Origin of the sequence: Streptomyces sp. NPDC058637 (genome assembly GCF_042717325.1) — a bacterium.
GTDB lineage: Bacteria > Actinomycetota > Actinomycetes > Streptomycetales > Streptomycetaceae > Streptomyces.
The window spans coordinates 34999-58415 of record NZ_JBHXRD010000013.1 but is presented as its reverse complement, the minus strand read 5'-3'; the positions used below and the strand labels follow the sequence as shown (position 1 = coordinate 58415).

24 protein-coding genes are annotated in these 23417 nt (G+C 71.7%); 17 read left to right on the top strand and 7 right to left on the bottom strand.

Annotated elements, in window-relative coordinates; translation table 11 throughout:
• Positions 1–25: 25 nt before the first annotated feature.
• The 8 genes from ACFWVP_RS15625 (at position 26) to ACFWVP_RS15590 (ending at position 7074) form a co-directional block, all read left to right on the top strand.
• Positions 26–1069, top strand: a complete 1044-nt coding sequence (locus ACFWVP_RS15625; RefSeq protein ID WP_384496944.1) for an ABC transporter substrate-binding protein — start codon at positions 26–28, stop codon at positions 1067–1069.
• Positions 1066–2079, top strand: coding sequence for an NrtA/SsuA/CpmA family ABC transporter substrate-binding protein (locus ACFWVP_RS15620; protein WP_384496942.1), 1014 nt, complete (start codon positions 1066–1068; stop codon positions 2077–2079). Before ACFWVP_RS15625 ends, ACFWVP_RS15620 begins: the two co-directional genes overlap by 4 nt.
• Positions 2076–2912, top strand: coding sequence for an ABC transporter permease (locus ACFWVP_RS15615; RefSeq protein ID WP_384496940.1), 837 nt, complete (start codon positions 2076–2078; stop codon positions 2910–2912). The genes ACFWVP_RS15620 and ACFWVP_RS15615 overlap by 4 nt, the downstream gene beginning before the upstream one ends.
• Positions 2909–3685: an ABC transporter ATP-binding protein gene (locus tag ACFWVP_RS15610; RefSeq protein WP_384496938.1), complete on the top strand. Its 777-nt coding sequence runs from the start codon at positions 2909–2911 to the stop codon at positions 3683–3685. The genes ACFWVP_RS15615 and ACFWVP_RS15610 overlap by 4 nt, the downstream gene beginning before the upstream one ends.
• On the top strand, positions 3686–4603 hold the full coding sequence (locus ACFWVP_RS15605; protein WP_384496936.1) for an ABC transporter substrate-binding protein: 918 nt from the start codon (positions 3686–3688) through the stop codon (positions 4601–4603). It abuts the gene before it with no gap.
• Between the two features lie 5 nt (positions 4604–4608).
• Positions 4609–5682, top strand: coding sequence for an LLM class flavin-dependent oxidoreductase (locus tag ACFWVP_RS15600; protein ID WP_384496934.1), 1074 nt, complete (start codon positions 4609–4611; stop codon positions 5680–5682).
• 201 nt (positions 5683–5883) lie between these two features.
• Positions 5884–6675: a VOC family protein gene (locus tag ACFWVP_RS15595; RefSeq protein WP_384496932.1), complete on the top strand. Its 792-nt coding sequence runs from the start codon at positions 5884–5886 to the stop codon at positions 6673–6675.
• Positions 6676–6822: 147 nt separating this feature from the next.
• On the top strand, positions 6823–7074 hold the full coding sequence (locus tag ACFWVP_RS15590) for a WhiB family transcriptional regulator (RefSeq protein ID WP_384496930.1): 252 nt from the start codon (positions 6823–6825) through the stop codon (positions 7072–7074).
• Between the two features lie 66 nt (positions 7075–7140).
• On the opposite strand, the gene ACFWVP_RS15585 is transcribed toward ACFWVP_RS15590, so the two are convergent.
• From ACFWVP_RS15585 to ACFWVP_RS15575, 3 genes are all read right to left on the bottom strand, one after another.
• Positions 7141–8028 (bottom strand): chitosanase, encoded by an 888-nt coding sequence (locus tag ACFWVP_RS15585; RefSeq protein WP_384497145.1) that lies wholly within the window; start codon positions 8026–8028, stop codon positions 7141–7143.
• A 120-nt stretch (positions 8029–8148) separates the two neighbouring features.
• The gene (locus ACFWVP_RS15580; RefSeq protein WP_384496928.1) at positions 8149–9123 is read right to left on the bottom strand and encodes an acyl-ACP desaturase; all 975 of its coding nucleotides are present in this window, start codon (positions 9121–9123) and stop codon (positions 8149–8151) included.
• A gap of 297 nt (positions 9124–9420) precedes the next feature.
• The gene (locus ACFWVP_RS15575) at positions 9421–9837 is read right to left on the bottom strand and encodes an SsgA family sporulation/cell division regulator (protein ID WP_384496927.1); all 417 of its coding nucleotides are present in this window, start codon (positions 9835–9837) and stop codon (positions 9421–9423) included.
• A gap of 186 nt (positions 9838–10023) precedes the next feature.
• On the opposite strand from ACFWVP_RS15575, the gene ACFWVP_RS15570 reads away from it, so the two are divergent.
• On the top strand, positions 10024–11103 hold the full coding sequence (locus tag ACFWVP_RS15570) for a WD40/YVTN/BNR-like repeat-containing protein (RefSeq protein ID WP_384496925.1): 1080 nt from the start codon (positions 10024–10026) through the stop codon (positions 11101–11103).
• A 4-nt stretch (positions 11104–11107) separates the two neighbouring features.
• On the opposite strand, the gene ACFWVP_RS15565 is transcribed toward ACFWVP_RS15570, so the two are convergent.
• Positions 11108–11407 (bottom strand): YciI family protein, encoded by a 300-nt coding sequence (locus ACFWVP_RS15565; protein ID WP_384496924.1) that lies wholly within the window; start codon positions 11405–11407, stop codon positions 11108–11110.
• 188 nt (positions 11408–11595) lie between these two features.
• On the opposite strand from ACFWVP_RS15565, the gene ACFWVP_RS15560 reads away from it, so the two are divergent.
• Positions 11596–12273, top strand: a complete 678-nt coding sequence (locus ACFWVP_RS15560; RefSeq protein ID WP_384496922.1) for an endonuclease V — start codon at positions 11596–11598, stop codon at positions 12271–12273.
• Positions 12274–12369: 96 nt separating this feature from the next.
• Positions 12370–12516 carry a morphogenic membrane protein MmpA gene (gene mmpA / locus ACFWVP_RS15555; protein ID WP_384496920.1) on the top strand — a complete coding sequence of 49 codons (147 nt, stop codon included), beginning with the start codon at positions 12370–12372 and terminating at the stop codon, positions 12514–12516.
• A 65-nt stretch (positions 12517–12581) separates the two neighbouring features.
• Here mmpA and ACFWVP_RS15550 read toward each other — a convergent pair whose 3' ends face one another.
• Positions 12582–13772, bottom strand: coding sequence for a saccharopine dehydrogenase family protein (locus ACFWVP_RS15550; protein ID WP_384496919.1), 1191 nt, complete (start codon positions 13770–13772; stop codon positions 12582–12584).
• A 206-nt stretch (positions 13773–13978) separates the two neighbouring features.
• Between ACFWVP_RS15550 and ACFWVP_RS15545 the strand changes: the two genes are divergently transcribed.
• From ACFWVP_RS15545 to ACFWVP_RS15525, 5 genes are read left to right on the top strand one after another with little or no spacing between them, the layout of a single operon-like run.
• Positions 13979–15130: a CaiB/BaiF CoA transferase family protein gene (locus tag ACFWVP_RS15545; RefSeq protein ID WP_384496917.1), complete on the top strand. Its 1152-nt coding sequence runs from the start codon at positions 13979–13981 to the stop codon at positions 15128–15130.
• A complete protein-coding gene (locus ACFWVP_RS15540; protein ID WP_384496916.1) occupies positions 15130–16164 on the top strand; it encodes an LLM class F420-dependent oxidoreductase in 1035 nt (344 codons plus the stop codon). Before ACFWVP_RS15545 ends, ACFWVP_RS15540 begins: the two co-directional genes overlap by 1 nt.
• The gene (locus ACFWVP_RS15535; RefSeq protein ID WP_384496914.1) at positions 16165–17307 is read left to right on the top strand and encodes an acyl-CoA dehydrogenase family protein; all 1143 of its coding nucleotides are present in this window, start codon (positions 16165–16167) and stop codon (positions 17305–17307) included.
• Between the two features lie 49 nt (positions 17308–17356).
• Positions 17357–18571 carry an acetyl-CoA C-acetyltransferase gene (locus ACFWVP_RS15530; RefSeq protein ID WP_124280494.1) on the top strand — a complete coding sequence of 405 codons (1215 nt, stop codon included), beginning with the start codon at positions 17357–17359 and terminating at the stop codon, positions 18569–18571.
• Positions 18572–18608: 37 nt separating this feature from the next.
• Positions 18609–20780: a 3-hydroxyacyl-CoA dehydrogenase NAD-binding domain-containing protein gene (locus ACFWVP_RS15525; RefSeq protein WP_384496912.1), complete on the top strand. Its 2172-nt coding sequence runs from the start codon at positions 18609–18611 to the stop codon at positions 20778–20780.
• Positions 20781–20805: 25 nt separating this feature from the next.
• On the opposite strand, the gene ACFWVP_RS15520 is transcribed toward ACFWVP_RS15525, so the two are convergent.
• The gene (locus tag ACFWVP_RS15520) at positions 20806–21537 is read right to left on the bottom strand and encodes a MerR family transcriptional regulator (protein WP_384496910.1); all 732 of its coding nucleotides are present in this window, start codon (positions 21535–21537) and stop codon (positions 20806–20808) included.
• Between the two features lie 198 nt (positions 21538–21735).
• On the opposite strand from ACFWVP_RS15520, the gene ACFWVP_RS15515 reads away from it, so the two are divergent.
• Entirely contained in the window at positions 21736–22218 is a 483-nt protein-coding gene (locus ACFWVP_RS15515; RefSeq protein WP_384496908.1) for a macro domain-containing protein, read from the top strand.
• 19 nt (positions 22219–22237) lie between these two features.
• Here ACFWVP_RS15515 and ACFWVP_RS15510 read toward each other — a convergent pair whose 3' ends face one another.
• Positions 22238–23401 carry an acyl-CoA dehydrogenase family protein gene (locus ACFWVP_RS15510; protein ID WP_384496907.1) on the bottom strand — a complete coding sequence of 388 codons (1164 nt, stop codon included), beginning with the start codon at positions 23399–23401 and terminating at the stop codon, positions 22238–22240.
• Between the last annotated feature and the right edge of the window lie 16 nt (positions 23402–23417).

The following is a 23417-nucleotide window of genomic DNA, read 5'->3' as shown; positions in this document are numbered from 1 at the left end:
CTTCGCCGATCCCCGGGAAGAATCCATGACGCGTTCCGCCGTCCTGCCCAGCACCCTCTGGTTCACCCGCTGTCCCGTACCCACCGCGACCGGCATCGCCGCGGACCGGCACTGGCTCAGCGAGGAGTTCGCCCCCGACGGCATCGCCGTGCGCTCCCTCCAGGACGCCGGCCCCGACGCCGACCGTGCCGCCCACTACACCCACGCCCTGCCGGGGCTGTTCCGCGAGGGAGGCAACGTACCTGCCCTGTGGGCCCGTTCGCGGGGCGGGCGGACCCGGTTGGTCGGTCTGACCTGGATCGAGGAACGCCAGGCCGTGCTGGTCGCCCCCGGATCCGGGACCCGGGGCGCCGAAGCCCTGCGCGGACTGCGGCTCGCCGTGCCCTCGCACCCCCTCGCCATCGACTTCTGGCGGGCCATGGCGCTACGCGGATTCGAGGGCGTCCTCGGCTCCGCAGGACTGACCCTGGACGACGCCGCACTCGTCGACGTGCCCGCCGGCGCGTACGACGGCCAGTGGGCGGCCGAACTCGACGCACTGCGGCGCGGCGACGTGGACGTGGTGTACGTCAAGGGCGCGCTCGCCGTCGAGGCGGCCCGCCGGGCCGGGGCCGAGGTCGCCGTGGAACTCGACGAGCTGCCCGACCGCCGGTTCCGCGTCAACAACGGAACCCCCCGCCCCATCACCGTCCACCAGCAGCTGCTCGACGACCACCCCGGACTCGTCGACCGCTTCCTCGCCGTCCTGCTCCGTGCGGCCGACTGGGCCACCGGACAACCCGCCGAGGTCGACCGCATCCTCGGCGCCGAGACCGGAGCAGGGGCCGAGGGGGTCGTGGGCGCCTACCGCCCCGGCACCCACCTCAGCCTGCACCCCGACCTGTCGGCCGAGCGGCTCGGCCTGCTCGCCGCGCAGGAGACCGCGCTGCGCGCCCACGGTTTCCTCCCGGAGCCCGTGGACATCGCGGCGTGGGCCGACCCCGAGCCGCTGCGCCGGGCCGCGGCTCTCGCCCGGCTCCACCCCGTCCCCACGTCCATCCCCGAACCCCGAGGACCACAGTCACCATGAACCCGCACCGACCGGGCCGTACCGCCCTCGCCCCCGCACTCCTCACGGTCACCGCGCTCCTGGCCCTCGCCGCCTGCGGAACGTCCGGGGCCGACAGCGGATCCGGCGCCGCGAGCACCGTCACCGTACGCATCCCCGACCCCGGCAACTCCGGAGTCCTCGCCGTCGGCAAGAGGGACGGCAGCCTCGACAAGGCCCTCGGCAAAGCCGGCGCCAAGGCGGAGTGGACCGGCAGTGCGGGCCCCTTCGCCCCCGCCGCCCAGGCCATGAACGCCGACCAGCTCGACTTCGCCACCGGCTCCATCACCTCGGGCGTCACCTCCCTCGCCCAGCGCCCCGGCTTCAAGTTCTTCACCGCCGTCGACCCGGACGCGACGGGCGAGGGAATCCTCGTCCGCGACGGCTCGGGCATCGACTCCGTCGCCGATCTCGTGGGGAGGAAGGTCGCCGTCAACCAGGGCGGCACAGGGGAGTACCTGCTGCTCAAGGCACTCGCCAAGGCCGGCATCCCGGCGGGCGACGTGGACCGGGTCTATCTGCGCCCCGACCAGACCGCCGCCGTCTTCAACGCGGGCAAGGTCGACGCCTGGGCCGTCTGGGCCACGTACGCGGTGGCCGAGATCGGCAGCGGCAAGGCCCACTTCGTCGCCGACGGCGCGGCCATCGGCTCCGACAACTACAGCCTGAACGCGGTGCGTACGGGCTTCGCCGAGAAGCACCCCGAGGTCGTCAAGGCGCTCTACGCGTACCTCCACGACGCCAGCGCCCGCCAGAAGAAGAATCCCGCCGCCTATCTGAACGTCTTCACCGACGTCGGCCCCACCGCCGTCACCGGCAAGGCCGCGGAGGTGCAGACCGAGATCATCGCCAAGGGCGGCACCGTCGACCCGATCGGCCCCGAGGACATCGAACGCTTCGAAGCCGTCGCCGCCTTCTACGCGGAGCAGAAGGTCACGAAGGAACAGGTCGATGTCGCCGCGCACCTCCTCGACGTCGAGAAGCTGACATGAGCGCGGTCTCCGAGGCGGCCACCGAGGGCCTGGTCACCCCGCGGCCCCAGCTCCGTACCCCGCGCAGCCGTTCCTTCGCCCTGACCGTCCGCGCGCTGGGACCCGTGGCCCTGCTCGTCCTGTGGTGGGCGGCCTCGGCCACCGGGCTGCTCACCCCCGACGTGCTGGCGTCGCCCGCGGAAGTGCTGCGGGCCGTGGGGGAGCTGTGGGGGAACGGGCAGCTGCCCGACGCCCTCACCACCTCCCTGACCCGGTCCGGGATCGGCCTGCTCATCGGGCTCGCCGCCGGACTGGTTCTCGGCATCACCACCGGATTCACCCGGCTCGGCGACGAGCTCCTCGACTCCTCGCTCCAGACCCTGCGCACCATCCCCTTCCTCGCACTGGTTCCGCTGTTCATGGTCTGGTTCGGGATCAACGAGACCGCCAAGATCCTGCTCATCGCCGTCGCCACCACTTTCCCGATGTACGTGTCCACGTCGAGCGGCGTACGCAACACCGATCCCAAGCTCGTCGAGGCCATGCGCAGCTTCGGGATGAGCCGGCTCGCCGTCGTGCGGGAGGTCGTCCTGCCCGGCGCCCTGCCGTCGCTCCTCGCCGGACTGCGCCTGTCCATGACGCTCAGCGTGATCGCCCTCATCGCCGCCGAGGAGATCAACGCAACCGCGGGCATCGGCTACCTGATGTCGCAGGCGCAGAGCTACGCCCGCACCGACATCCTCGCCGTCTGCATCCTGATCTACGGCCTCCTGGGACTGTCCGCCGACATCCTCGTACGGCTGCTGGAACGTGTCCTGATGCCCTGGCGGCGCCCGCAAGGAGAGGCACGATGACCGACGGAACACCACGGCCCGCCGTACGGGTCCGCGCACTGCGCCGGGTCTTCGGCACCCGGGCCGTGCTCGACGACCTCCGGCTCGACATCGCCCGGGGCGAGTTCGTCGCCCTGCTCGGTGCCAGCGGCAGCGGCAAGACGACCCTGCTCCGCATCCTGGGCGCACTGGACGGCGCCGACGGGGGAGAGGTGCTCGTCCCCGAGGCCCGCACCATCGTCTTCCAGGAGCCCCGCCTCGTACCGTCCAAGAAGGTCCTCGCCAACGTGACCGTCGCACTGCCCCGCAACCGCTCCGCGCACGGGCTCAGGGCCCTGGCCGAAGTCGGCCTGGAACGGCACGCCGACGCCTGGCCGGGCACCCTCTCCGGCGGCGAGGCCCAGCGCGTGGCACTCGCGCGGGCACTGGTGCGGGAGCCCGAACTGCTTCTACTGGACGAGCCGTTCGCCGCGCTGGACGCCCTGACCCGGCTGAAGATGCAGGACTTGGTGGGAGAGCTGTGCCGCAAGCACCGCCCCGCCGTCCTCCTGGTCACCCACGACGTCGACGAGGCGGTACGGCTCGCCGACCGCGTCGCCGTGCTGCGCGACGGGCGGCTCGTCACCGACGAGACCGTCGACGTCGACCGGCCGAGGGATCCCGGCGATCCCGCGTTCGCGGCACTGCGCCGCCGGCTGCTGAACGACCTCGGGGTCGACGCCGCCCCCGCCCCCTCGCCGTCCCCCGCACCTGCCCCCGCCCCTGTCGAACTCGCCGAAGTCGGAGTGATCTGAATGACCATCACCATCGGTGTCCACAGCAGCAACCCGTCCCTCTTCCACCTCTATCACCTCACCCGCCTCGGCATCGCCCAGGAGGAGCTGGCCGTACTCGGCGAGAGGGTCGCCTTCCACCCGTACACCAACGGGGTCCGCACCGGTGAGCTGCTCACCCAGGGCGTCATCGACTTCGGCGGCACCGGTTCCACCCCGCCGGTCACCGCCCAGGCGGCGGGCCACGACCTCGTCTACACCGCCGTGTCCGCCCCGCGCCCCGGGCACGGCGCGCTCCTCGTCCCCGTGGACAGCCCCGTCCGTACGGTCGCCGACCTCAAGGGCACCACCGTCCACCTCGCCATCGGGTCCTGGCAGACCCACCTGATCGCCAAGGCCCTGGACGACGCCGGACTCTCGTACGCCGACGACATCACCGCGGTCCGCAGCACCGACGACAGCGAACAGCTGCTCCGCTCCGGGGACATCGCCGCCTGGGTCGCCCAGGGGCCCCAGCTGGCTGCCGCGCGCAGGACCGGCGGACTGCGTACGCTCGTCGCCACCGGCGACGTCATCACCGACCGGTCCGTCTTCTTCACCCGGCGCGAACTCGCCGAGAACCGGCCGGAGGTCGTCGACGCACTCACCCGCGCCCTCCGGCGCGCCGACGACTGGGCGGCGTCCCACCCCCGTGCCGCGGCCGAGATCGCCGCCGCCGACCTGGGCGGCGGCGCCGACGACTGGGAGACCGCCCTGCGCGCCCTTCCGTGGAAGATCGAGGCCGTGAGCGACGCCTTCATCGCCGAACAGCAGGAAGCCGCCGACATCTTCCACCGCACCGGATTCATCGACCGGCCGGTCACCGTGGCCGCCGCCCGGGCGCACGCGGGCACCCCTGCCGGTGCCCCGGCCGCCGCCTCCGGCCCGAAGGCGGTCTGACCGGCATGGCGACCGAAGTCCTCTGGTACATCATCCCGCGCGAAGGCGCCTACCCCTGGGAACCCGAAGGCCGCCGCACCGCCGACCTCGGCTACCTCAGCCGGCTCGCCGGGACCGTGGAGCAACTCGGATACAGCGGCGCCCTGCTCGCCACCGACCTGTACGACGTCTGGCCGCTCGGCAGTGCCCTCGCCGCCTCCACCAGCACCGGCTTCAAACCCCTGCTCGCGGTCCACCCCGGTCTCATCTCGCCCACCCTGCTGGCCAAGATGGCGCTCAGCTTCGACCAGCTCTTCGGGGGCCGGCTGCGCTTCAACGTCGTCAACGGCTCCACGAAGTCGCTCCAGGAATACGGACTCCACGTGGAGCACGACGAACGGTACGAACTCAGCGCCGAGTACTGGTCCATCGTGAAGCGGCTGACGGCCGGCGAGGTCTTCGACCACCAGGGCCGCTTCTACGACCTGAAGAACGCGGGCGCCTCCTTCCGTGAGCTGAAGCCCGTCCAGGACCCGCACATCCCCCTCTGGTTCGGCGGTTCGTCCGCGCCCGGCATCGAGATGGCGGCCGAGCACGTCGACGTCTTCCTCACCTGGGGCGAACCCCCGCACCTGCTGAAGGAGAAGCTCGAGCGGGTCCGGGCTCGGGCCGCCGCGTACGGCCGGACCCTCCGCATCGGGCTGCGCCTCCACCTCATCGTCCGCGACACGGAGGTCGAGGCGTGGGCGGCGGCCGACCGGCTGCTGGACGTCACGAGCGAGGCGACGTACGCCCGACAGCTAGGTGACCGCGCGGGGGAGGACGGGGTGGGCTGGCAGCGCCAGTTCCGCCAGCACGGGGGCAAGGTCCCGGCCCGGGCACGGGAACTGGAGACGCACCCCAACATGTGGCCGGGCATGAGCCTGTTCCGGCCGGGCCCCGGTACGGCGGTCGTAGGCTCGACGGCGCAGGTCGTCGAACGCCTCAAGGAGTTCGAGGACCTGGGGGTCGACACTTTCATCCTGTCCGGGAACCCGCTGCTGGAGGAGGCATACCGGGTCGCGGAGACAGTGCTCCCGGCCCTCGGCGTCACACGCTGACGGGCCGCGCGCCGGCCGGTCCGGCGGGGTCGGCGTTCGGCGGTCGCACGGTCCGCGACCGGCCGGCCCGCACGGCCCGGTGCCCCGGCCGGACCGTGCGGGCTGCGGTTGTCGGTGCCCGGTGCAAGACTCGGAAGGTCAGGGAACTGCCCGCACGATGAGCGAGCGAGAGAGAGACGCGACTCGCCCGAGGAGCACACCATGCTCGACCCCAGTTTCGTCACCGGTGCCCCCAACTGGATCGACCTCGGCACCCCCGATATCGACACGGCCACGGCCTTCTACCAGGGACTCTTCGGCTGGGAGCTGGTGCCGGGCGGCCCCGAGACCGGTGGGTACGGGATGTACCAGCTCAGGGGCAGGACCGTCGCCGGCGTCATGACCGTGCCCGAGGACCAGGGGAAGCCCGCCTGGTCGGTCTACTTCCAGACCCCCGACGCGGACGCCACCGCGCGGACGGTGGAGCAGGCGGGCGGCACCGCCGCGTTCCCTCCGATGGACGTGCTGGACTACGGGCGCATGGGCGGCTTCACGGACAACGGCGGGGCGTACTTCGGGGTGTGGCAGCCGGGGACGAACACCGGCCTCGGCATGATCCTGGAGCCGGGCTCGCTGATCTGGTCCGAGCTGTACACCCGGGACGTCCCGGCGGCTGCCGCCTTCTTCCACACGGTCTTCGGGTGGCAGACCGAGGACATGACGTTCCCCGGCGGTACGTACACGATGGTCCGCCCTGCGGGGGACAACGGCACCGACTCCTCGTTCGGCGGGCTCGTGCCCATCGACGACGTACCCACCCAGGCCGCGGCGGGCCCGCACTGGCTGCCGTACTTCGCCGTGGACGACTGCGACGCGACGGTGTCCGCCGTCGAGCGGCTGGGCGGCAAGGTGACGATGGCCACCATGGACGTGCCGGAGGTCGGCAGGATCGCCACGTTCGCCGATCCGGCCGGTGCGGACTTCGCGGTGATCAAGCCCGCGCCGATGCCGTAGCGCCGGTTCCGACGGGGCCGGGCGGGACGGTGAGCGTCCCGCCCGGCCGCCTGCGCGGGACGGGGAAGGGGCGGGTTCGGCCGTGGGGGAGGAGCGGGTTGATGAATCGTTGATCAGGTGTTTATCGCGACCGGGCACCGTGTGGCCATGCAGACCAACACGATGACCGACGACGCGCTCGCCTGGCAGGAGACAGCCTTGTGCGCGCAGGCCGGTCCGGAGTTCTTCTTCCCGGCACCGGGCAGTTCCACCCGCGAGGCCAAGCAGCTGTGCAACGCCTGCGAGGGCCGGGTGGCCTGCCTGGAGTACGCCCTCGCCCACGACGAGCGCTTCGGCGTCTGGGGCGGGCTTTCCGAGAAGGAGCGCGACCGGCTGCGCAGGGGCCGCCGCGAGGCCTGAGCGGGCGTGTCCGCCGTATCCGCCTGTGGCCTCCCGCGTCCCCCCGTCTCCAGGGGAGCCGTCCGCTCACGGGATGCGGAAGGTCTCGCCGTACACCTGCCACTCCAGCGGCGTGTTCAGCTCCAGATTCCCGTCGCGCAGGAACACCCGCTGGGCCGTGTCGATGCGGGTCGTGTCGCGCTGGACCGGGCGGGCCCTGATCGCCGAACGGCTCTCGTCCAGGAACGCGCCGAGGTACGCCGTCTCGTCGCCGCCCTCCGCCGCCGTGTCCGCCGACGCCATCGCGGCGTCGCGGATGCCGTAGAAGCCGTTCGCCTCGACCCCCGGCCCGTGCAGGACCATCGCGTCGTAGTAGACGAACTGCCCCAGGGTGCCGAGACCGTCCAGCTTCGCCAGCCGGACCGCGGGCTCGAAGTACAGCCTGTCGCGGGTCCGGTCCTGGGCCGTCCGGAACGCCGGGTCCTCGGCCGCCTGCTGCCACGCTGCGGTGAAGGCGGCGCCCAGGCCCTCGTGCGAGTCGGTGCCGTCCACGGCGCGCAGCGCCGGGACGAACGGGGCCAGCGGATTGTCCGGACGGTCCTCGGTGTAGGCCTCGACGAGCTGCAGCATGTCGTTCGTACCGGAGCAGAAACCGACGATCCCGGCCGTGTAGCCGTTGCCGTCACCGAGGTCCTCGATCGCCCCGTACCGGCTGCGCCAGTCCAGTGTGGAGGCGTCCGCGCTGGCCAGCAGCCGGGAGGCGATCTCCTTCAGCTCCGGGGCGGCCAGCCCGGGCGGCAGGGCGTCGATCTTCTCCGCCGTCCCGTCGTCCTCCGCCGCGGGGCGTGCCGGGCTCGCCCCGGTGGACCCGGCCGGCTGAGGGACGAGCTCGGGCGGCCCGGAATCGCCCCTGCTGCTGAACAGGACCGAAACGACGATGGCGATCGGCGCACCGAAAAGAACAAGACGCGTCACTGGTTTCACCCGGCACAGAGTACGTTCCGTGAACCCGTGGGGGAGAGATCGTCCGGTCCGGGGTGGAACGCGCGAAGGTGGCGGCGCGCGATCGGGCACGCGCCGCCACCTCCGGTGGGGTCAGGCGTTGGCGCGGGCCGCCATGCGGACCTTGCGGGCGGCGAGCTTCTCGTCGAACTTCGACGCCTCGGTGTCGAGCCCGTTCATGTACAGGCCGAGCTCCTCCTGCGCCTTCAGACCCTCCGGGCCGAGGCCCTCGATGTCGAGGACCTTGAGGTAGCGCAGCACGGGCTGGAGCACGTCGTCGTGGTGGATGCGCATGTTGTAGATCTCGCCGATCGCCATCTGCGCGGCGGCCCGCTCGAAGCCGGGCATGCCGTGGCCGGGCATCCGGAAGTTGACGACGACGTCGCGCACGGACTGCATCGTGAGGTCCGGGGCGAGCTCGAAGGCGGCGCCGAGCAGGTTGCGGTAGAAGACCATGTGCAGGTTCTCGTCGGTGGCGATCCGGGCCAGCATGCGGTCGCAGACCGGGTCGCCCGACTGGTGGCCGGTGTTGCGGTGCGAGACGCGGGTCGCCAGCTCCTGGAAGGCGACGTACGCCACGGAGTGCAGCATGGAGTGACGGTTGTCGGACTCGAAGCCCTCCGCCATGTGGGCCATGCGGAACTGCTCGAGCTTGTCCGGGTCCACGGCGCGCGAGGTGAGCAGGTAGTCGCGCATCACGATGCCGTGCCGGCCCTCCTCCGCGGTCCAGCGGTGCACCCAGGTGCCCCAGGCGCCGTCGCGGCCGAAGAGGGAAGCGATCTCGTGGTGGTAGCTGGGGAGGTTGTCCTCGGTCAGCAGGTTCACGACGAGCGCGATCCGGCCGATGTCGGTGACCTTGGACTGGCTGGTCTCCCACGCTTCGCCGTCCTCGAAGACGCCGGGGAAATTCCGGCCGTCGGTGAACGGAACGTACTCGTGGGGCATCCAGTCCTTGGCGACCTTGAGATGGCGGTTGAGTTCCTTCTCCACCACCTCCTCCAGCGCGTACAGCAGCTGGGCGTCGGTCCACGCCTTCGAACTGCCGAGGTGGGGAGAGGCGATCGTCACGGGGGCTCCTGGGGACGGGAGAATTACCTACGGCTTCGTAGGTTACGTGACCGTAGGTTAAGGCGGCGGTAAGGGCACAGCCAAGCCCGGTCCTCGCGGTGCCCGATTACGTACCGCTATGTGCGCAGGTCGGGGCTGTGCGAGGCTGGATGATTCAGGCTCCTTCGGTCCTACAGCCACTTTCCCCGGTCCGGGCAGATCAGGCATCCCAGGCCCGGCGTTCGGCCGGTGGGGCAGGCTCCGGTCACGCTACGAGCAGGGCCTCGCGGCCCGCAACCGATTCCCGGTCGTGCCCCGTCAGCCGGACTCGCCCAGCAGATCGGTGAGATCGCCGTCCAGGTCCAGGAACCGGTGCTCGTCCCCCACCGGGACGAGCTCCTGGGCCCGCTTCAGGAAGCGGCGCAGCTCCGCCGTGCGGACGTGCACCATGGCGATGCCCTCGACCGCGTGGAACTCCAGCACCGTGCGGTCGTACCCGAAGGGCCGCACGCGGACGTCACCCACTCCGGCGGGTCCGTCCATCCCGGTCGTGAGCAGTTCACGGGAGAACTCCCAGAACACCTCGGTGCCTTCGAGGGTCGCCGGTGCCGGGAAGGCCATGCGGACGGCGAACGGGTCCCCGCGGTCGTAGTGCAGGGTGGCGGGCAGGGTTTCCATCCGCGGAGCGGATGCGACCATGCGGGCCTGCACGGACTGCTCGATAACGCTGGACAAGACCTGCTCCCTCTCGCGTCGGATGAACGGTTCCCGGCACTGGAGTAGACGACGGAACGACTCGATCCGTGCACCGGTGGGTGGCGTGAGCTGCGTCACCGCTCGTCCTCCCCCTGATCGACTGCCCCGTTTCGCCCCTCGCACCCTGGACGCGTGACCACCCGTGGGCTGCTAGCTTCCACCGCCATGAGGGCCATGGGGAAGACGAGACGACTGATGGCGCTGGGTCTGTGCGGTGCGGCTGTGACCGCCGTGCTGGCCGCACCGTCGGCACAGGCCGCGCCGGACGAACGGCGCGATGCGGGCTGGGCGCTCACCGACACGGGCTCCGACGCGCGTTTCCGCGGCCTCGCCGCCGTCAGCCGTGACACCGCCTGGGTCGCCGGGTCCGGGGGCACGGTGCTGCGCACGGGTGACGGCGGACGGTACTGGCGTGACGTCTCGCCGGCCGGTGCGGGGGACCTGGAGTTCCGTGACATCGAGGCGTTCGACCGACGGCGGGCGGTGGCCCTGGCCATCGGTGAGGGCGAGGCGTCCCGGGTGCTGCGCACCGAGGACGGCGGCAGGACCTGGACCGAGTCCTTCCGCAACACCGACGCCCGGGCGTTCTACGACTGCCTGACCTTCTTCGACCACCGCCACGGACTGGCGATGAGCGACCCGGTCGGCGGGAAGTTCCGCATCCTGTCGACCTCGGACGGCGGCCGGAACTGGCGGGTGCTGCCGGATGCCGGGATGCCCGCCGCCCAGCCCGGCGAGGCCGGCTTCGCGGCGAGCGGCCAGTGCCTGGTCGCCGCGGGCGCCAAGGACGTCTGGCTGGCCACCGGCGGCGCGGCCACCGCCCGTGTGCTGCACTCCCGCGACCGCGGCCTGAACTGGACCGAGGCGGCGTCGGGCATCCCGGCGGGGGACCCGGCGCGCGGAGTCTTCGGCCTGGCCTTCCGCGACCGTACGCACGGCATCGCGGTCGGCGGCGACTACCGCGCCGGTCAGGCATCGCCCGACGCGGCGGCCGTCACCGGCGACGGCGGCGGCAGCTGGCACCGCTCCACCACCCCGCCCCCGGCCTACCGCTCCGGCGTCGCGTGGCTCCCGCACGGCCGGTCGGCGGCACTGGCGGTCGGCCCCACGGGCACCGATCTCACCCGGGACGGCGGGCGCACCTGGAGCACCGTGGACACCGGCTCGTACGACACGGTGGACTGCACGGCGGACGGCGGCTGCTGGGCGGCGGGGGAGAAGGGGAGGGTCGCGCGGCTGCGGTAGCCGACTAGCCGGGCGACTGCTGCCGGTACGGGGCCAGTGCCTCGGACGTCTTCGTCGCGAGGAACTCCGTGATCCGGTAGGCGCACACCCCGTGTGCGGCGAAGGGGTCGGCCGCCGCGATCTCCTCGATCCGCGCGCGGTCGTCCCCGACGGCGATGATCACACCGCCGTCGCGCGGGTTCTTCCGCCCCGAGGCGATGAACACCCCGGCCGCGTACTGCCCGTCCAGCCAAGCGACATGGTCCGTCATCAGCGCGTCCACGCGCTCGACCGGTGCGGTGTAGGTCAATTCGAGTACGAACATGATCGCCAGGCTACGGGACGACGGCCTCCCGCCCGGGGCCCTCACCGTTCCCGTTCCCGGCGCCGAAGTCGTCCCGGGGTCGGCGCAGCCTAGTTCCACCAGAACGACCAAGGGCGCGGCCACGCGCGGCACCGGGCGTCGCCCTCGACCTCCGTGATCCGGGCCGCACTGCCTAGACTCACCGCATCATGACGACTTTCCGGATGCCCGCCGACGAGGCCGAAGCCCGCGCCGTCCAGGACGCGTTGCGTCCCCGGGTGGTGCTCGACGAGTCCGGGCCGCCGCCCGGTTCCGGCCGGGTGACCGGGGTCGACGTCGCCTACGACGACGAACGGGACGTCGTCGTCGCGGCGGCCGTCGTCCTGGACGCGGCGACACTCGACGTGGTCGCCGAGTCCACCGCGCGGGGCCGGGTGACCTTCCCCTACGTCCCCGGGCTGCTCGCCTTCCGGGAGATCCCGACGGTGCTGGCCGCGCTGGAGGCCCTGCCCGTCGACCCCGGGCTCGTCGTCTGCGACGGCTACGGCCGGGCGCATCCGCGCAGGTTCGGGCTCGCCAGCCACCTCGGAGTCCTCACCGGCCTGCCGGTCATCGGCGTCGCGAAGAACCCTTTCACCTTCCGGTACGAGCAACCCGGCCCCCTGCGAGGCGACTTCACCCCGCTCATGGACGGCGACGAGGAGGTGGGCCGGGCGCTGCGCACCCAGGACGGCACCAAGCCCGTCTTCGTCTCCGTCGGCCACCGCACCGGCCTGGACGACGCCTGCGCCCACACCCTCGCGCTGGCCCGCGACTTCCGGCAGCCGGAGACCACGCGCAGGGCCGACGCGCTGTGCCGGGCCGCCCTGCGTGACGCGGTCGCTTGACCGCGGTCCCGCCGTTGCGTCCGCCGGCCGGAATTGTTGCCGACTGAGTACATGTACGGATGTTGCTCGTCGAACATCGAGGGCAGGCTGGTACACATGATCGAGCAGCGCGCACCCCAGATGAGCACCGGGACCGTACACCTCTCGCAGCGCGGCGTCGCCGTGGGCATGACGCTGGGCATGGTCGCGGGAGCGGCCTGGACCGTGTCCATGGTCGTCACGCTGGCCGCCTGGATGCTCTGACCTCCGCAGCCCCCGCTTCCGGAGCCCCGGCCCCCGGAGCCCCCGCCCCCCCCAGGGCCCTCGGCTCAGCGCACCGCCACGACTCGGAAGCCCATGCCCGCCGCGGTCAGCCGTTCCAGCAGCGCGTCGCCCATCGCCACAGCCGTCGTGACCTGACCCGACGTCGCGGGCAGCTCGTCCAGCGCGAGCGAGAGGGCCGACTCGGCGAGCATCTTCGCCGTCTCGTCGTAGCCCGGGTCGCCGCCGGCCACCTCGGTGAAGACCCGTCGGCCACCGCCGTCCCCGATGAAGCGCACCGTGAACCAACTGCGCTTCCTGCGCTGCTCGTCGGGGCCCGCGCCCGGCTCGTAGCGCTCCATCAGCCAGCCGCGCACGGCCGGGATCTGCGCGGCTCCCGCCAGCGCGCCGATGGCCGCAGCCCCGCCGATCGCCACCGGCAGGTGCTTCACCGAGGCGAAGTGCCGGTAGCGGAAGTCGGGGCCGTAACGTTCCAGCGCCCGCGCCGAGCGTTCCACGACGCGCGGGTCCAGGGTGGGCAGCGGCAGGGCCCAGGTGCCGGTCTCCCGGCTGAAGTGGGGCGAGCCCTGCGGGGCGCGGGCCCGGCGGCCCACCGGGCGGGGCTCGTGCAGCCGGCGCTCCTTCGCGGCCCGCACCGTCTGCGGGCCACGGCCCATCGCGGTGAGTGCCGACGCGAACGTACCGCCGGAGAAGACGGCGTTGCTGCGGACGAAGCCGTCGACGGTCAGCGGCACGCCCTCGGGGAGCTGCCGCACCGTGAAGTAGACGCCGAGGTCATGGGGTACGGAGTCGAAGCCGCAGGCGTGCACGATCCTGGCCCCCGTCTCGCGGGCCCGGGTGTCGTGCGCCAGGAACATCCGGTCGACGAACTCCGCCTCGCCGGTGAGATCGGCGTAGTCCGTGCCCGCCTCCGCGCAGGCGCCGACCAGCTTCTCGCCGTACCAGACGTACGGTCCGACCGTGGACGCGACCACGTGGGCGGACTCGGCGAGCGCGCGCAGCGCGTCGGTGTCGTCCGCGTCGGCCGTCAGCAGCGGGAGGTCCGCGGCACGGGGGTCGATCGCGGTGAGTCGTTCACGCAGCTTCTCCAGCTTGGTCCGGCCGCGGCCCGCCAGGGCCCAGCGGAAGCCGTCCGGTGCGTGGGCTGCCAGATACGCGGCGGTGAGTTCGCCCACGAAGCCGGTGGCACCGAAAAGGACGACGTCATAGGGGCGTTCTGCCCCGTTCTGCCTGTTCATGTGTTACCTCCGCGGGGGCCGGCGCCGATGTGGCAGGCAGAGGCTAGCGGAGGGGCTCGTGGCGTCGTGCGGCCGGGCGGGCTCAGGTGCGAGAGGATCGCCGGAGAAAGACTAAGCGCTTGCTCGGCCAAAAGGGTTGTGCGGAGCGCGGACAGTTCTTAGCATCATCGATGTTACAGCAGTTGTGTCATACCTCTGGGGGCTTGATGGCAACGACAGGACACGGCCCGCAGGGCCCGTTGGCCGGGGTGCGCGTCGTCGAGCTGGCGGGCATCGGCCCCGGGCCGTTCGCCGCGATGCTCCTGGCCGACCTCGGCGCCGACGTGGTGCGGGTGGACCGGCCCGGCGGGGCGGGGCTCGGTATCGACCCCGCCTTCGACCTCACCAACCGCAACAAGCGCTCGGTCCTCGTCGACCTCAAGGCCGACGGCGGGGCGGACACGGTGCTGGACCTCGTCGAGCGCGCCGACGTGCTGATCGAGGGCTACCGGCCGGGTGTCGCCGAACGCCTCGGTGTGGGGCCCGACGCCTGCCTGAAGCGCAATCCGCGGCTCGTCTACGGGCGGATGACCGGCTGGGGCCAGGACGGTCCGCTGGCCGAGCGGGCCGGACACGACATCGCCTACATCGCCCTCACCGGCACCCTCTCCATGATCGGCAGGCCCGGCGAGCCGCCCACGGTCCCCGCCAACCTGGTCGGCGACTACGCGGGCGGCTCGCTCTACCTCGTCGTCGGCGTGCTCGCCGCGCTCCAGCACGCCCGTACACCCGGCGGCGCCGGACAGGTCGTGGACGCGGCCATCGTCGACGGTGCCGCCCATCTCGCCACGATGATCCACGGGATGCTGGCGGCCGGCAGCTGGCAGGACCGGCGCGGCTCGAACCTTCTCGACGGCGGCTGCCCCTTCTACGGCATCTACGAGACGTCCGACGGCCTGCACATGGCGGTCGGTCCGCTCGAACAGCGGTTCTACGAGCAGTTCGTGACGCTGCTCGGCATCGCGGCTGAGGCCCCCGACCGCGGCGACCTCAGCCGCTGGGAGGAGCTGCGCACCGTCGTCGCCGGCCGCTTCCGGACCCGTACGCGCGCCGAGTGGACCGAGGTCTTCGAGGGGACGGACGCCTGTGTGGCCCCCGTACTCTCGCTCCGCGAGGCACCCCACCACCCGCACCTCGCCGCCCGTTCCACCTTCGTGGAGCACGGCGGCCTCACCCAGCCCGCACCCGCACCCCGCTTCTCCGTGACGCCCGTCTCCGTACGCGGCGGGCCCGCGCTGCCCGGGGCGGACACGCAGGACGTCGCGGCGGACTGGGGCGTACCGGGCCTGTCGACCACCGGGAAGGAAACCACCGGCTGATGGAACTCTCCCTGCCGCTGAACTACGCGGGCGACCCGCGCGCCGCCTGCGACCAGGCCGCCGCGCTGGAGTCCGCCGGACTCGACGCCGTCTGGGTCGCCGAGGCCTACGGCTTCGACTCGCCCACCCTGATGGGCTACCTGGCCGCACGCACCGAACACATGAAGATCGGCGCGGCGATCCTCAACGTGTACTCCCGCACCCCCGCCCTCATCGCCCAGACCGGAGCGGGGCTCGACGCGATCTCCGGGGGCCGGGCCATGCTCGGTCTCGGCGCCTCCGGCCCGCAGGTCGTGGAGGGCTGGCACGGCAAGCCGTACGACAAACCGCTCGGCCGGACCCGCGAGAGTGTCGAGCTCTGCCGGCGGATCTGGCGCCGCGAGGTCATCGACCACCACGGCATCACCGACATGCCGCTGCCGAAGGAGAAGGGCGGCCGGCTCGGCAGGCCCCTGAAGATCCTCACCCGGCCGGTGCGCGACACCATCCCCCTGTACATCGCCTCGCTCGGCCCCGCCAACGTGGCACTGACCGCCGAGATCGCCGACGGCTGGCTGCCCACCCTCTACATCCCGGAGAAGGCCCACCAGGTCTGGGGCGCGGCCCTGGCCGAAGGCGCGGCGAAGCGCGACCCGGCGCTCGGCCCGCTGCAGACCGTCGCGGGCGGCCTGCTCGCCATCGGCGACGACGCCGCGGCCCTCAGGGACCTCGCCCGCCCGCAGATCGCGCTGTACGTCGGCGGCATGGGCGCGCCCGGCAAGAACTTCTACAACGACCTCGCCGTCGCCTACGGGTACGGGCGGGAAGCAGCCACGATCCAGGAGCTCTACCTTTCGGGGAGGAAGAAGGAGGCCGAGGCCGCCGTCCCGGACGAATTCTGCGAACTCATGTCGCTCTGCGGACCAGAGGGATACGTACGCGACCGCATCGACGCCTTCCGCGAGGCAGGCGTCACCATGCTCAACGTCACGCCCGTCGGCCCCGAACCGGCCCGCCTGATCTCCACCGTCAAGACCATGCTCCAGGGGGCCTGAGTGCAGCGGCAGATCTTCTCCGAAGAACACGAAGCGTTCCGTGAGACCGTCCGCACCTTCCTTTCGAAGGAGGTCCTCCCGCACTACGAGCAGTGGGAGAAGGACGGCATCGTCTCGCGCGAGGCATGGCTCGCGGCCGGCCGGCAGGGGCTGCTCGGCCTCGCCGTGCCCGAGGAGTACGGGGGCGGCGGCAACGCCGACTTCCGCTACAGCGCCGTCCTCGCCGAGGAGTTCACCCGGGCCGGAGCCGCCGGGCTCGCGCTCGGCCTCCACAACGACATCATCGGCCCCTACCTCACCGGACTCGGCACCGAGGAGCAGAAGCGGCGCTGGCTGCCCGGCTTCTGCAGCGGCGAGACCATCACCGCCATCGCCATGACCGAACCCGGCGCGGGCTCCGACCTCCAGGGCATCCGCACGTCCGCCGAGGACAAGGGCGACCACTGGCTGCTCAACGGCTCCAAGACCTTCATCTCCAACGGCATCCTCGCCGACCTGGTGGTCGTCGTCGCCAAGACCTCACCGCAGGGCGGCGCGAAGGGCCTCTCGCTGCTCGTCGTCGAACGCGGCGCGGAGGGCTTCGAGCGCGGCCGCAACCTCGACAAGATCGGCCAGAAGTCCCAGGACACCGCCGAGCTGTTCTTCAATGACGTCCGCGTACCCAAGGAGAACCTCCTCGGCGAGCTCGACGGCGCCTTCATCCACCTCATGACCAACCTGGCCCAGGAGCGAATGGGCATAGCGGTCGCCGGAATCGCCGCCGCCGAGCACCTCCTGGAGATCACCACCACGTACGTCAAGGAGCGCGAAGCGTTCGGGCGCCCGCTCTCCAAGCTTCAGCACATCAGGTTCGAGATCGCCGAGATGGCCACCGAATGCGCCGTCACCCGGGCCTTCCTCGACCGGTGCATCGTCGACCACTCGGACGGGACGCTCGACGCCGTACACGCCTCGATGGCCAAGTGGTGGGCCACCGAACTGCAGAAGCGCGTCGCCGACCGCTGCCTCCAACTGCACGGCGGGTACGGCTACATGGCCGAGTACCGGGTCGCGAAGGCGTTCACCGACGGCCGCATCCAGACCATCTACGGCGGCACGACGGAGATCATGAAGGAGATCATCGGCCGCTCGCTGCTCGGCTGACCCCGCCCCGCCACCCCTGTTGCGCAACCACCCTCGAAAGGCTGCTGTCTTGAGTACCGAAGCGTTCGTCTACGACGCGATCCGCACCCCGCGCGGTCGCGGCAAGGCCAATGGCGCCCTGCACGGAACCAAGCCGATCGACCTCGTCGTCGGCCTCATCCACGAGATCCAGGCCCGCTTCCCGGACCTCGACCCCGCCGCCATCGACGACATCGTCCTCGGCGTGGTCAGCCCGCTCGGTGACCAGGGCTCCGACATCGCCCGGATCGCCGCGATCGCGGCCGGACTTCCGGACTCCGTCGCCGGCGTGCAGGAGAACCGCTTCTGTGCCTCGGGCCTGGAAGCGGTCAACCTCGCCGCCGCGAAGGTCCGTTCGGGCTGGGAGGACCTCGTCCTGGCCGGCGGTGTCGAGTCGATGTCCCGGGTGCCGATGGGCTCCGACGGCGGGGCCTGGGCCATGGACCCGATGACCAGCTTCGAGACCGGCTTCGCCCCGCAGGGCATCGGCGCCGACCTCATCGCCACCATCGAGGGCTTCTCCCGACGGGACGTCGACGAGTACGCCGCCCTTTCCCAGGAACGCGCCGCCGCGGCCTGGAAGGACGAGCGCTTCGCCCGGTCCGTCGTGCCCGTCAGGGACCGCAACGGCCTGCTCGTCCTCGACCACGACGAGCACATGCGGCCCGGCACCACCGCGGACTCCCTCGCCTCCCTCAAGCCGTCCTTCGCGGCGATCGGCGAGATGGGCGGCTTCGACGCCGTCGCCCTGCAGAAGTACCACTGGGTCGAGAAGATCGACCACGTCCACCACGCGGGCAACTCCTCCGGCATCGTGGACGGCGCCGCCCTCGTCGCCATCGGCTCGAAGGAGGTCGGCGAGCGCTACGGCCTCACCCCGCGCGCCCGGATCGTCTCCGCGGCCGTCTCCGGCTCCGAGCCCACCATCATGCTGACCGGACCCGCACCGGCCACCCGCAAGGCGCTGGCCAAGGCCGGGCTCACCATCGACGACATCGACCTCGTCGAGATCAACGAGGCCTTCGCCGGCGTCGTACTGCGCTTCGTCAAGGACATGGGCCTCTCCCTCGACAAGGTCAACGTCAACGGCGGTGCCATCGCGCTGGGCCACCCGCTCGGCGCGACCGGCGCGATGATCCTCGGCACGCTCGTCGACGAACTGGAGCGCCGCGACAAGCGCTACGGCCTCGTCACCCTCTGCGTCGGCGGCGGCATGGGCGTCGCCACCGTCATCGAGCGTCTCTGACCGTCCCGGCCACCACTGCTTACGGAGAAGAACAACCATGACCGAGAGCACGACCATCCGCTGGGAACAGGACGAGACCGGCGTCGTCACCCTCGTACTCGACGACCCCAACCAGTCCGCCAACACGATGAACCAGGCCTTCCGGGACTCCATCGAGGCCGTCGCCGACCGGGCCGAGGCCGAGAAGGACTCCATCCGGGGCATCATCTACGCCTCCGCGAAGAAGACCTTCTTCGCGGGCGGTGACCTCAAGGACATGATCAGGATCGGCCCCGAGAACGCGCAGGCCGCGTTCGACGCCGGCACCGCGATCAAGCGGTCGCTGCGCCGCATCGAGACCCTCGGCAAGCCGGTCGTCGCCGCGATCAACGGCGCCGCGCTCGGCGGCGGTTACGAGATCGCCCTCTCCGCCCACCACCGCATCGCCCTGGACGCACCCGGCTCCCGCATCGGCCTGCCCGAGGTCACCCTCGGCCTGCTGCCCGCGGGTGGCGGCGTCACCCGCACCGTACGGCTGATGGGCATCGCCGACGCGCTGCTCAAGGTCCTCCTCCAGGGCACCCAGTACACCCCGCGGCGCGCCCTGGAGAACGGCCTGGTCCACGAGGTCGCCGCCAGCCCCGAGGACATGCTCGACAAGGCCCGCGCGTTCATCGACGCCCACCCGGAGTCGCAGCAGCCCTGGGACGTCAAGGGCTACCGGATCCCGGGCGGCACCCCGTCCCACCCGAAGTTCGCCGCCAACCTGCCCGCCTTCCCGGCCAACCTGAAGAAGCAGCTCGCGGGCGCCCCCATGCCCGCGCCCCGCAACATCCTGGCCGCCGCGGTCGAGGGCTCGCAGGTCGACTTCGAGACCGCGCTGACCATCGAGGCCCGCTACTTCACCGAACTGGTCACCGGCCAGGTCTCGAAGAACATGATCCAGGCTTTCTTCTTCGACCTCCAGGCCGTCAACTCCGGTGCCAGCCGTCCCAAGGGCGTCGAACCACGCCAGGTCCGCAAGGTCGCCGTCCTCGGCGCCGGGATGATGGGCGCGGGCATCGCGTACTCCTGCGCCCGCGCCGGCATCGACGTCGTCCTCAAGGACGTCTCCGCCGAGGCCGCCGCCAAGGGCAAGGCGTACAGCGAGAAGCTGCTCGCCAAGGCACTCTCCCGGGGCCGCACGACCGAGGCGCAGCGCGACGAGCTGCTGGCCCGCATCACCCCGACCGGCGACCCGGCCGACCTCGCGGGCTGCGACGCCGTGATCGAGGCGGTCTTCGAGGACACCGCGCTCAAGCACAAGGTGTTCCAGGAGATCCAGGACGTCGTCGACCCCGACGCCCTGCTCTGTTCCAACACCTCGACGCTGCCCATCACCACCCTCGCCGAAGGGGTCACGCGCCCCGTCGACTTCATCGGGCTGCACTTCTTCTCACCCGTGGACAAGATGCCGCTCGTCGAGATCATCAAGGGCGAGAAGACCGGCGACGAGGCACTGGCCCGCGCCTTCGACCTGGTGCGCCGGATCAAGAAGACCCCGATCGTCGTCAACGACTCCCGCGGCTTCTTCACCTCGCGCGTCATCGGCCACTTCATCAACGAGGGCGTCGCGATGGTCGGCGAGGGCGTCGAGCCCGCGTCGGTCGAGCAGGCGGCGGCGCAGGCCGGCTACCCGGCCAAGGTCCTCTCGCTGATGGACGAGCTCACGCTCACCCTGCCCCGCAAGATCCGCAACGAGACCCGGCGGGCCGTCGAGGAGGCGGGCGGCACCTGGAACACGCACCCCGCGGACGAGGTCATCGACCGGATGGTCGACGAGTTCGGGCGCCCCGGACGCAGCGGGGGAGCGGGTTTCTACGAGTACGGCGAGGACGGCAGGCGGGGTGCGCTGTGGCCCGGGCTGCGTGAGCACTTCACGAAGCCCGGCACCGACGTGCCCTTCGAGGACATGCAGGAACGGATGCTCTTCTCCGAGGCCCTGGACAGCGTCCGCTGCCTGGAGGAGAACGTCCTCATGACCGTCGCCGACGCCAACATCGGCTCCATCATGGGCATCGGCTTCCCGGCCTGGACCGGCGGCGTACTCCAGTACGTCAACGGGTACGAGGGCGGCCTGCCCGGCTTCGTGGCGCGTGCCCGGCAGCTCGCCGAGCGCTACGGCGACCGCTTCCTGCCGCCCGCGCTGCTCCTGGAGAAGGCGGAGAAGGGCGAGACCTTCCACGACTGACCCGGCACGCCCCCGGGGGCCGCGTTCACTCCTTGGTGAACGCGGCCCGCAGCTCCTCCTTCAACGACCGCTGGAAGGCGGTGAGCAGGGCCTGGAGCACCATCGGCTGCATATGGGCGGACAGCGACTTCATCGCCTTCACATGCTCAGGGTCCGACTCCCGTTCCCGGTACGGATTCCACACCTCGTCCCGGAACAGCCGCGTCAGCTCGTGGGCGGCCGAACGGGTGTGCTCCAGCAGGACCGTACGCGCCGCGAGGATCGTCTCGTGGGCGATCGGTACGTCCAGCAGCTCCACCCCGAGCCGCAGCAGCCCGACGTCGACCCGGCAGACGTCGTCGTCGGCGCCGGGGCGCTCCAGCACCCCCATCGCCGCGAGCCGGTCCACGTCCGAGGCGGTGAGGGCCCGGCCGGCACGCCGCTCCAGCTCCGCCCGCGTCATGTCCTCGGCGGAGTCCGGCGCCCAGGACGCCACCAGGGCCCGGTGGATCGCCAGATCGTGCGCGCTCAGGTCCGGCGGCAGCTGCTCCAGATACCGCTCGATGGCCGCGAGTGTCATGCCCTGGTGCTGGAGCTCCTCGATCAGGGCGAGGCGCGAGAGATGGGCCGGACCGTAGTGCCCGACGCGGCGCGGCCCGATCACCGGGGGCGGCAGCAGACCTCTGGTGCTGTAGAAACGGACGGTGCGCACGGTGACTCCCGCGCGTGCCGCCAGCTCGTCGACCGTGAGCGTCGGTTCCTCGGTCCCGGTGGCCATGACTGCTCCCTTGTCGCCGACTGCTCGGTCCTGCTGTGCCCGTGCGCGGATCAAGTGCAACAGTATTGCTGTCTCACCAGTGTTGTGAAAGTCTCCGGCGCCATCGAGGCGCCGCCCACCCCGGTTCGGGCCATGGACGCCCGGCCGGAACCGGAGCGCTCCCGGTGGGCTGTCAGTGGTGGCCCGTACGGTGAGGGCATGTCGGGGATCACTTATGTACGGGGGGACGCCACCGCGCCGCAGGGCAAGGGCGTCAAGCTGATCGTGCACTGCTGCAACGATCTGGGCGGCTGGGGCAAGGGCTTCGTCCTGGCCCTCTCCCGCCGTTGGCCCGAGCCGGAGGCAGCGTACCGCCGCTGGCACCGGGAGCGCGCGGGCAACGACTTCGGCCTGGGAGCCGTCCAGTTCGTCCGGGCCGGGCCCTGCGTATGGGTGGCCAATCTGGTCGGGCAGCGGGGGACGCGCACCGGCAGCCAGGGTGTGCCGGTGCGCTACGAGGCGATCGACGCGGGGCTGGAGAAGGTCGCCGTGCGGGCCGCCGAGCTGGAGGCGTCGGTCCATATGCCGCGCATCGGCTGCGGCCTGGCCGGCGGCACCTGGTCCAGGGTCGAACCCCTCATAGCCGGGCGGCTGGTGGACCGAGGCGTCGCGGTGACGGTGTACGACCACGGGCAGGCATGACCAGGAGCCGGGGCAGGGGCTACAGCCCGTAGCTCCTGCCGATGATGTCCCGCTGGATCTCGCTGGTCCCGCCGTACACCGTCGACACGACCGCGGCCCGGAGATGGCCCTCCATGTCGTACTCGGTCGCGTAGCCGTAGCCGCCCATCATCTGCATGCCCTCCAGCGCGGCGAGCTTCGCCGTCTCGGTCGCCTTGAGCTTCGCCATGGACGCCTCACGCGGGAACAGCCGCTCCGGCTCCGCGTCGCAGGCCGCCGCCACGTCGAAGACCAGCAGCCGCGCGCACTCGATCTCGGTCGCCAGGTCGGCCAGCCGGTGCCGCAGCGCCTGGAAGGAACCGACCGGGCGGCCGAACTGCTCGCGCCCCCGCACATAGGTGACGGTGTCCTCCAGGATCCGCTCCGCCAGACCCAGCATGTTCGCCGCGAGGAAGAGACGTTCCGCGTTGAGCCCCGCCATCAGCTGGGTCCAGGCACGGTCCGCCGTGCCGACCACGGCGTCGGCCGGCAGCCGGACATCCGTGAAGTAGACGTCGTTGACCTCACGGCCGCCCATCGTCTCGATCGGCCGTATCCGGATGCCCGGCGTTCCCGCAGGGACGTGGAACATGGTCAGCCCGTCGTGCTTCGCTCCGCTCGTACCGGTCCTGGCCACCAGCAGGATGTGCTCGGCCAGATGCGCGTTGGAGATCCACGTCTTGTGGCCGTTCACCAGCCAGCAGCCGTCCGGTGTGCGCCCGGCCCCGCACCGCAGCGCGCCCACGTCGGACCCGGCCTCCGGCTCCGACATCGCGATGGACAGCACCTGGCCGGCCACCGCACCACCGACCGCCGCCTCGCACTGGGCCTCGCTGCCGAAACGCTCGTACGCCTTCGCCGTGATCACCGAGGTGATGAAGCCGCCCGCCGGTACGAGCCCCCGCGCCGTCTCCCGGAGGAAGAGGCAGGCGTCGGTCATCCCGCCGCCCGCACCTCCGTACGCCTCGGGCAGGCACACCCCGAGCCAGCCGAGCTCCGCCAGCCGGGCGTAGAGCGACGGGGCGTGCGGGCCGCCCGTCTCCGCGGCCAGCGCGTCGCGCTGCTCGCGCGTCCCGCACTCGCGCCGGGCGAAATCGCGCAGGGCCGCGACGAACGCCCGCTGTTCGGCGGAGAGCGAGCGGGGGAGGTCATGGGTGACGGACAAGACGTGCCTCCTGAAA

Coding starts and splice junctions, on each gene's coding strand:
- ACFWVP_RS15625 (WP_384496944.1), top strand. CDS start 26: ATGACGCGTTCCGCCGTCCTGCCCAGCACCCTCTGGTTCACCCGCTGT.
- ACFWVP_RS15620 (WP_384496942.1), top strand. CDS start 1,066: ATGAACCCGCACCGACCGGGCCGTACCGCCCTCGCCCCCGCACTCCTC.
- ACFWVP_RS15615 (WP_384496940.1), top strand. CDS start 2,076: ATGAGCGCGGTCTCCGAGGCGGCCACCGAGGGCCTGGTCACCCCGCGG.
- ACFWVP_RS15610 (WP_384496938.1), top strand. CDS start 2,909: ATGACCGACGGAACACCACGGCCCGCCGTACGGGTCCGCGCACTGCGC.
- ACFWVP_RS15605 (WP_384496936.1), top strand. CDS start 3,686: ATGACCATCACCATCGGTGTCCACAGCAGCAACCCGTCCCTCTTCCAC.
- ACFWVP_RS15600 (WP_384496934.1), top strand. CDS start 4,609: ATGGCGACCGAAGTCCTCTGGTACATCATCCCGCGCGAAGGCGCCTAC.
- ACFWVP_RS15595 (WP_384496932.1), top strand. CDS start 5,884: ATGCTCGACCCCAGTTTCGTCACCGGTGCCCCCAACTGGATCGACCTC.
- ACFWVP_RS15590 (WP_384496930.1), top strand. CDS start 6,823: ATGCAGACCAACACGATGACCGACGACGCGCTCGCCTGGCAGGAGACA.
- ACFWVP_RS15570 (WP_384496925.1), top strand. CDS start 10,024: ATGAGGGCCATGGGGAAGACGAGACGACTGATGGCGCTGGGTCTGTGC.
- ACFWVP_RS15565 (WP_384496924.1), bottom strand. CDS start 11,407: ATGTTCGTACTCGAATTGACCTACACCGCACCGGTCGAGCGCGTGGAC.
- ACFWVP_RS15560 (WP_384496922.1), top strand. CDS start 11,596: ATGACGACTTTCCGGATGCCCGCCGACGAGGCCGAAGCCCGCGCCGTC.
- mmpA (WP_384496920.1), top strand. CDS start 12,370: ATGATCGAGCAGCGCGCACCCCAGATGAGCACCGGGACCGTACACCTC.
- ACFWVP_RS15550 (WP_384496919.1), bottom strand. CDS start 13,772: ATGAACAGGCAGAACGGGGCAGAACGCCCCTATGACGTCGTCCTTTTC.
- ACFWVP_RS15545 (WP_384496917.1), top strand. CDS start 13,979: ATGGCAACGACAGGACACGGCCCGCAGGGCCCGTTGGCCGGGGTGCGC.
- ACFWVP_RS15540 (WP_384496916.1), top strand. CDS start 15,130: ATGGAACTCTCCCTGCCGCTGAACTACGCGGGCGACCCGCGCGCCGCC.
- ACFWVP_RS15525 (WP_384496912.1), top strand. CDS start 18,609: ATGACCGAGAGCACGACCATCCGCTGGGAACAGGACGAGACCGGCGTC.
- ACFWVP_RS15520 (WP_384496910.1), bottom strand. CDS start 21,537: ATGGCCACCGGGACCGAGGAACCGACGCTCACGGTCGACGAGCTGGCG.
- ACFWVP_RS15515 (WP_384496908.1), top strand. CDS start 21,736: ATGTCGGGGATCACTTATGTACGGGGGGACGCCACCGCGCCGCAGGGC.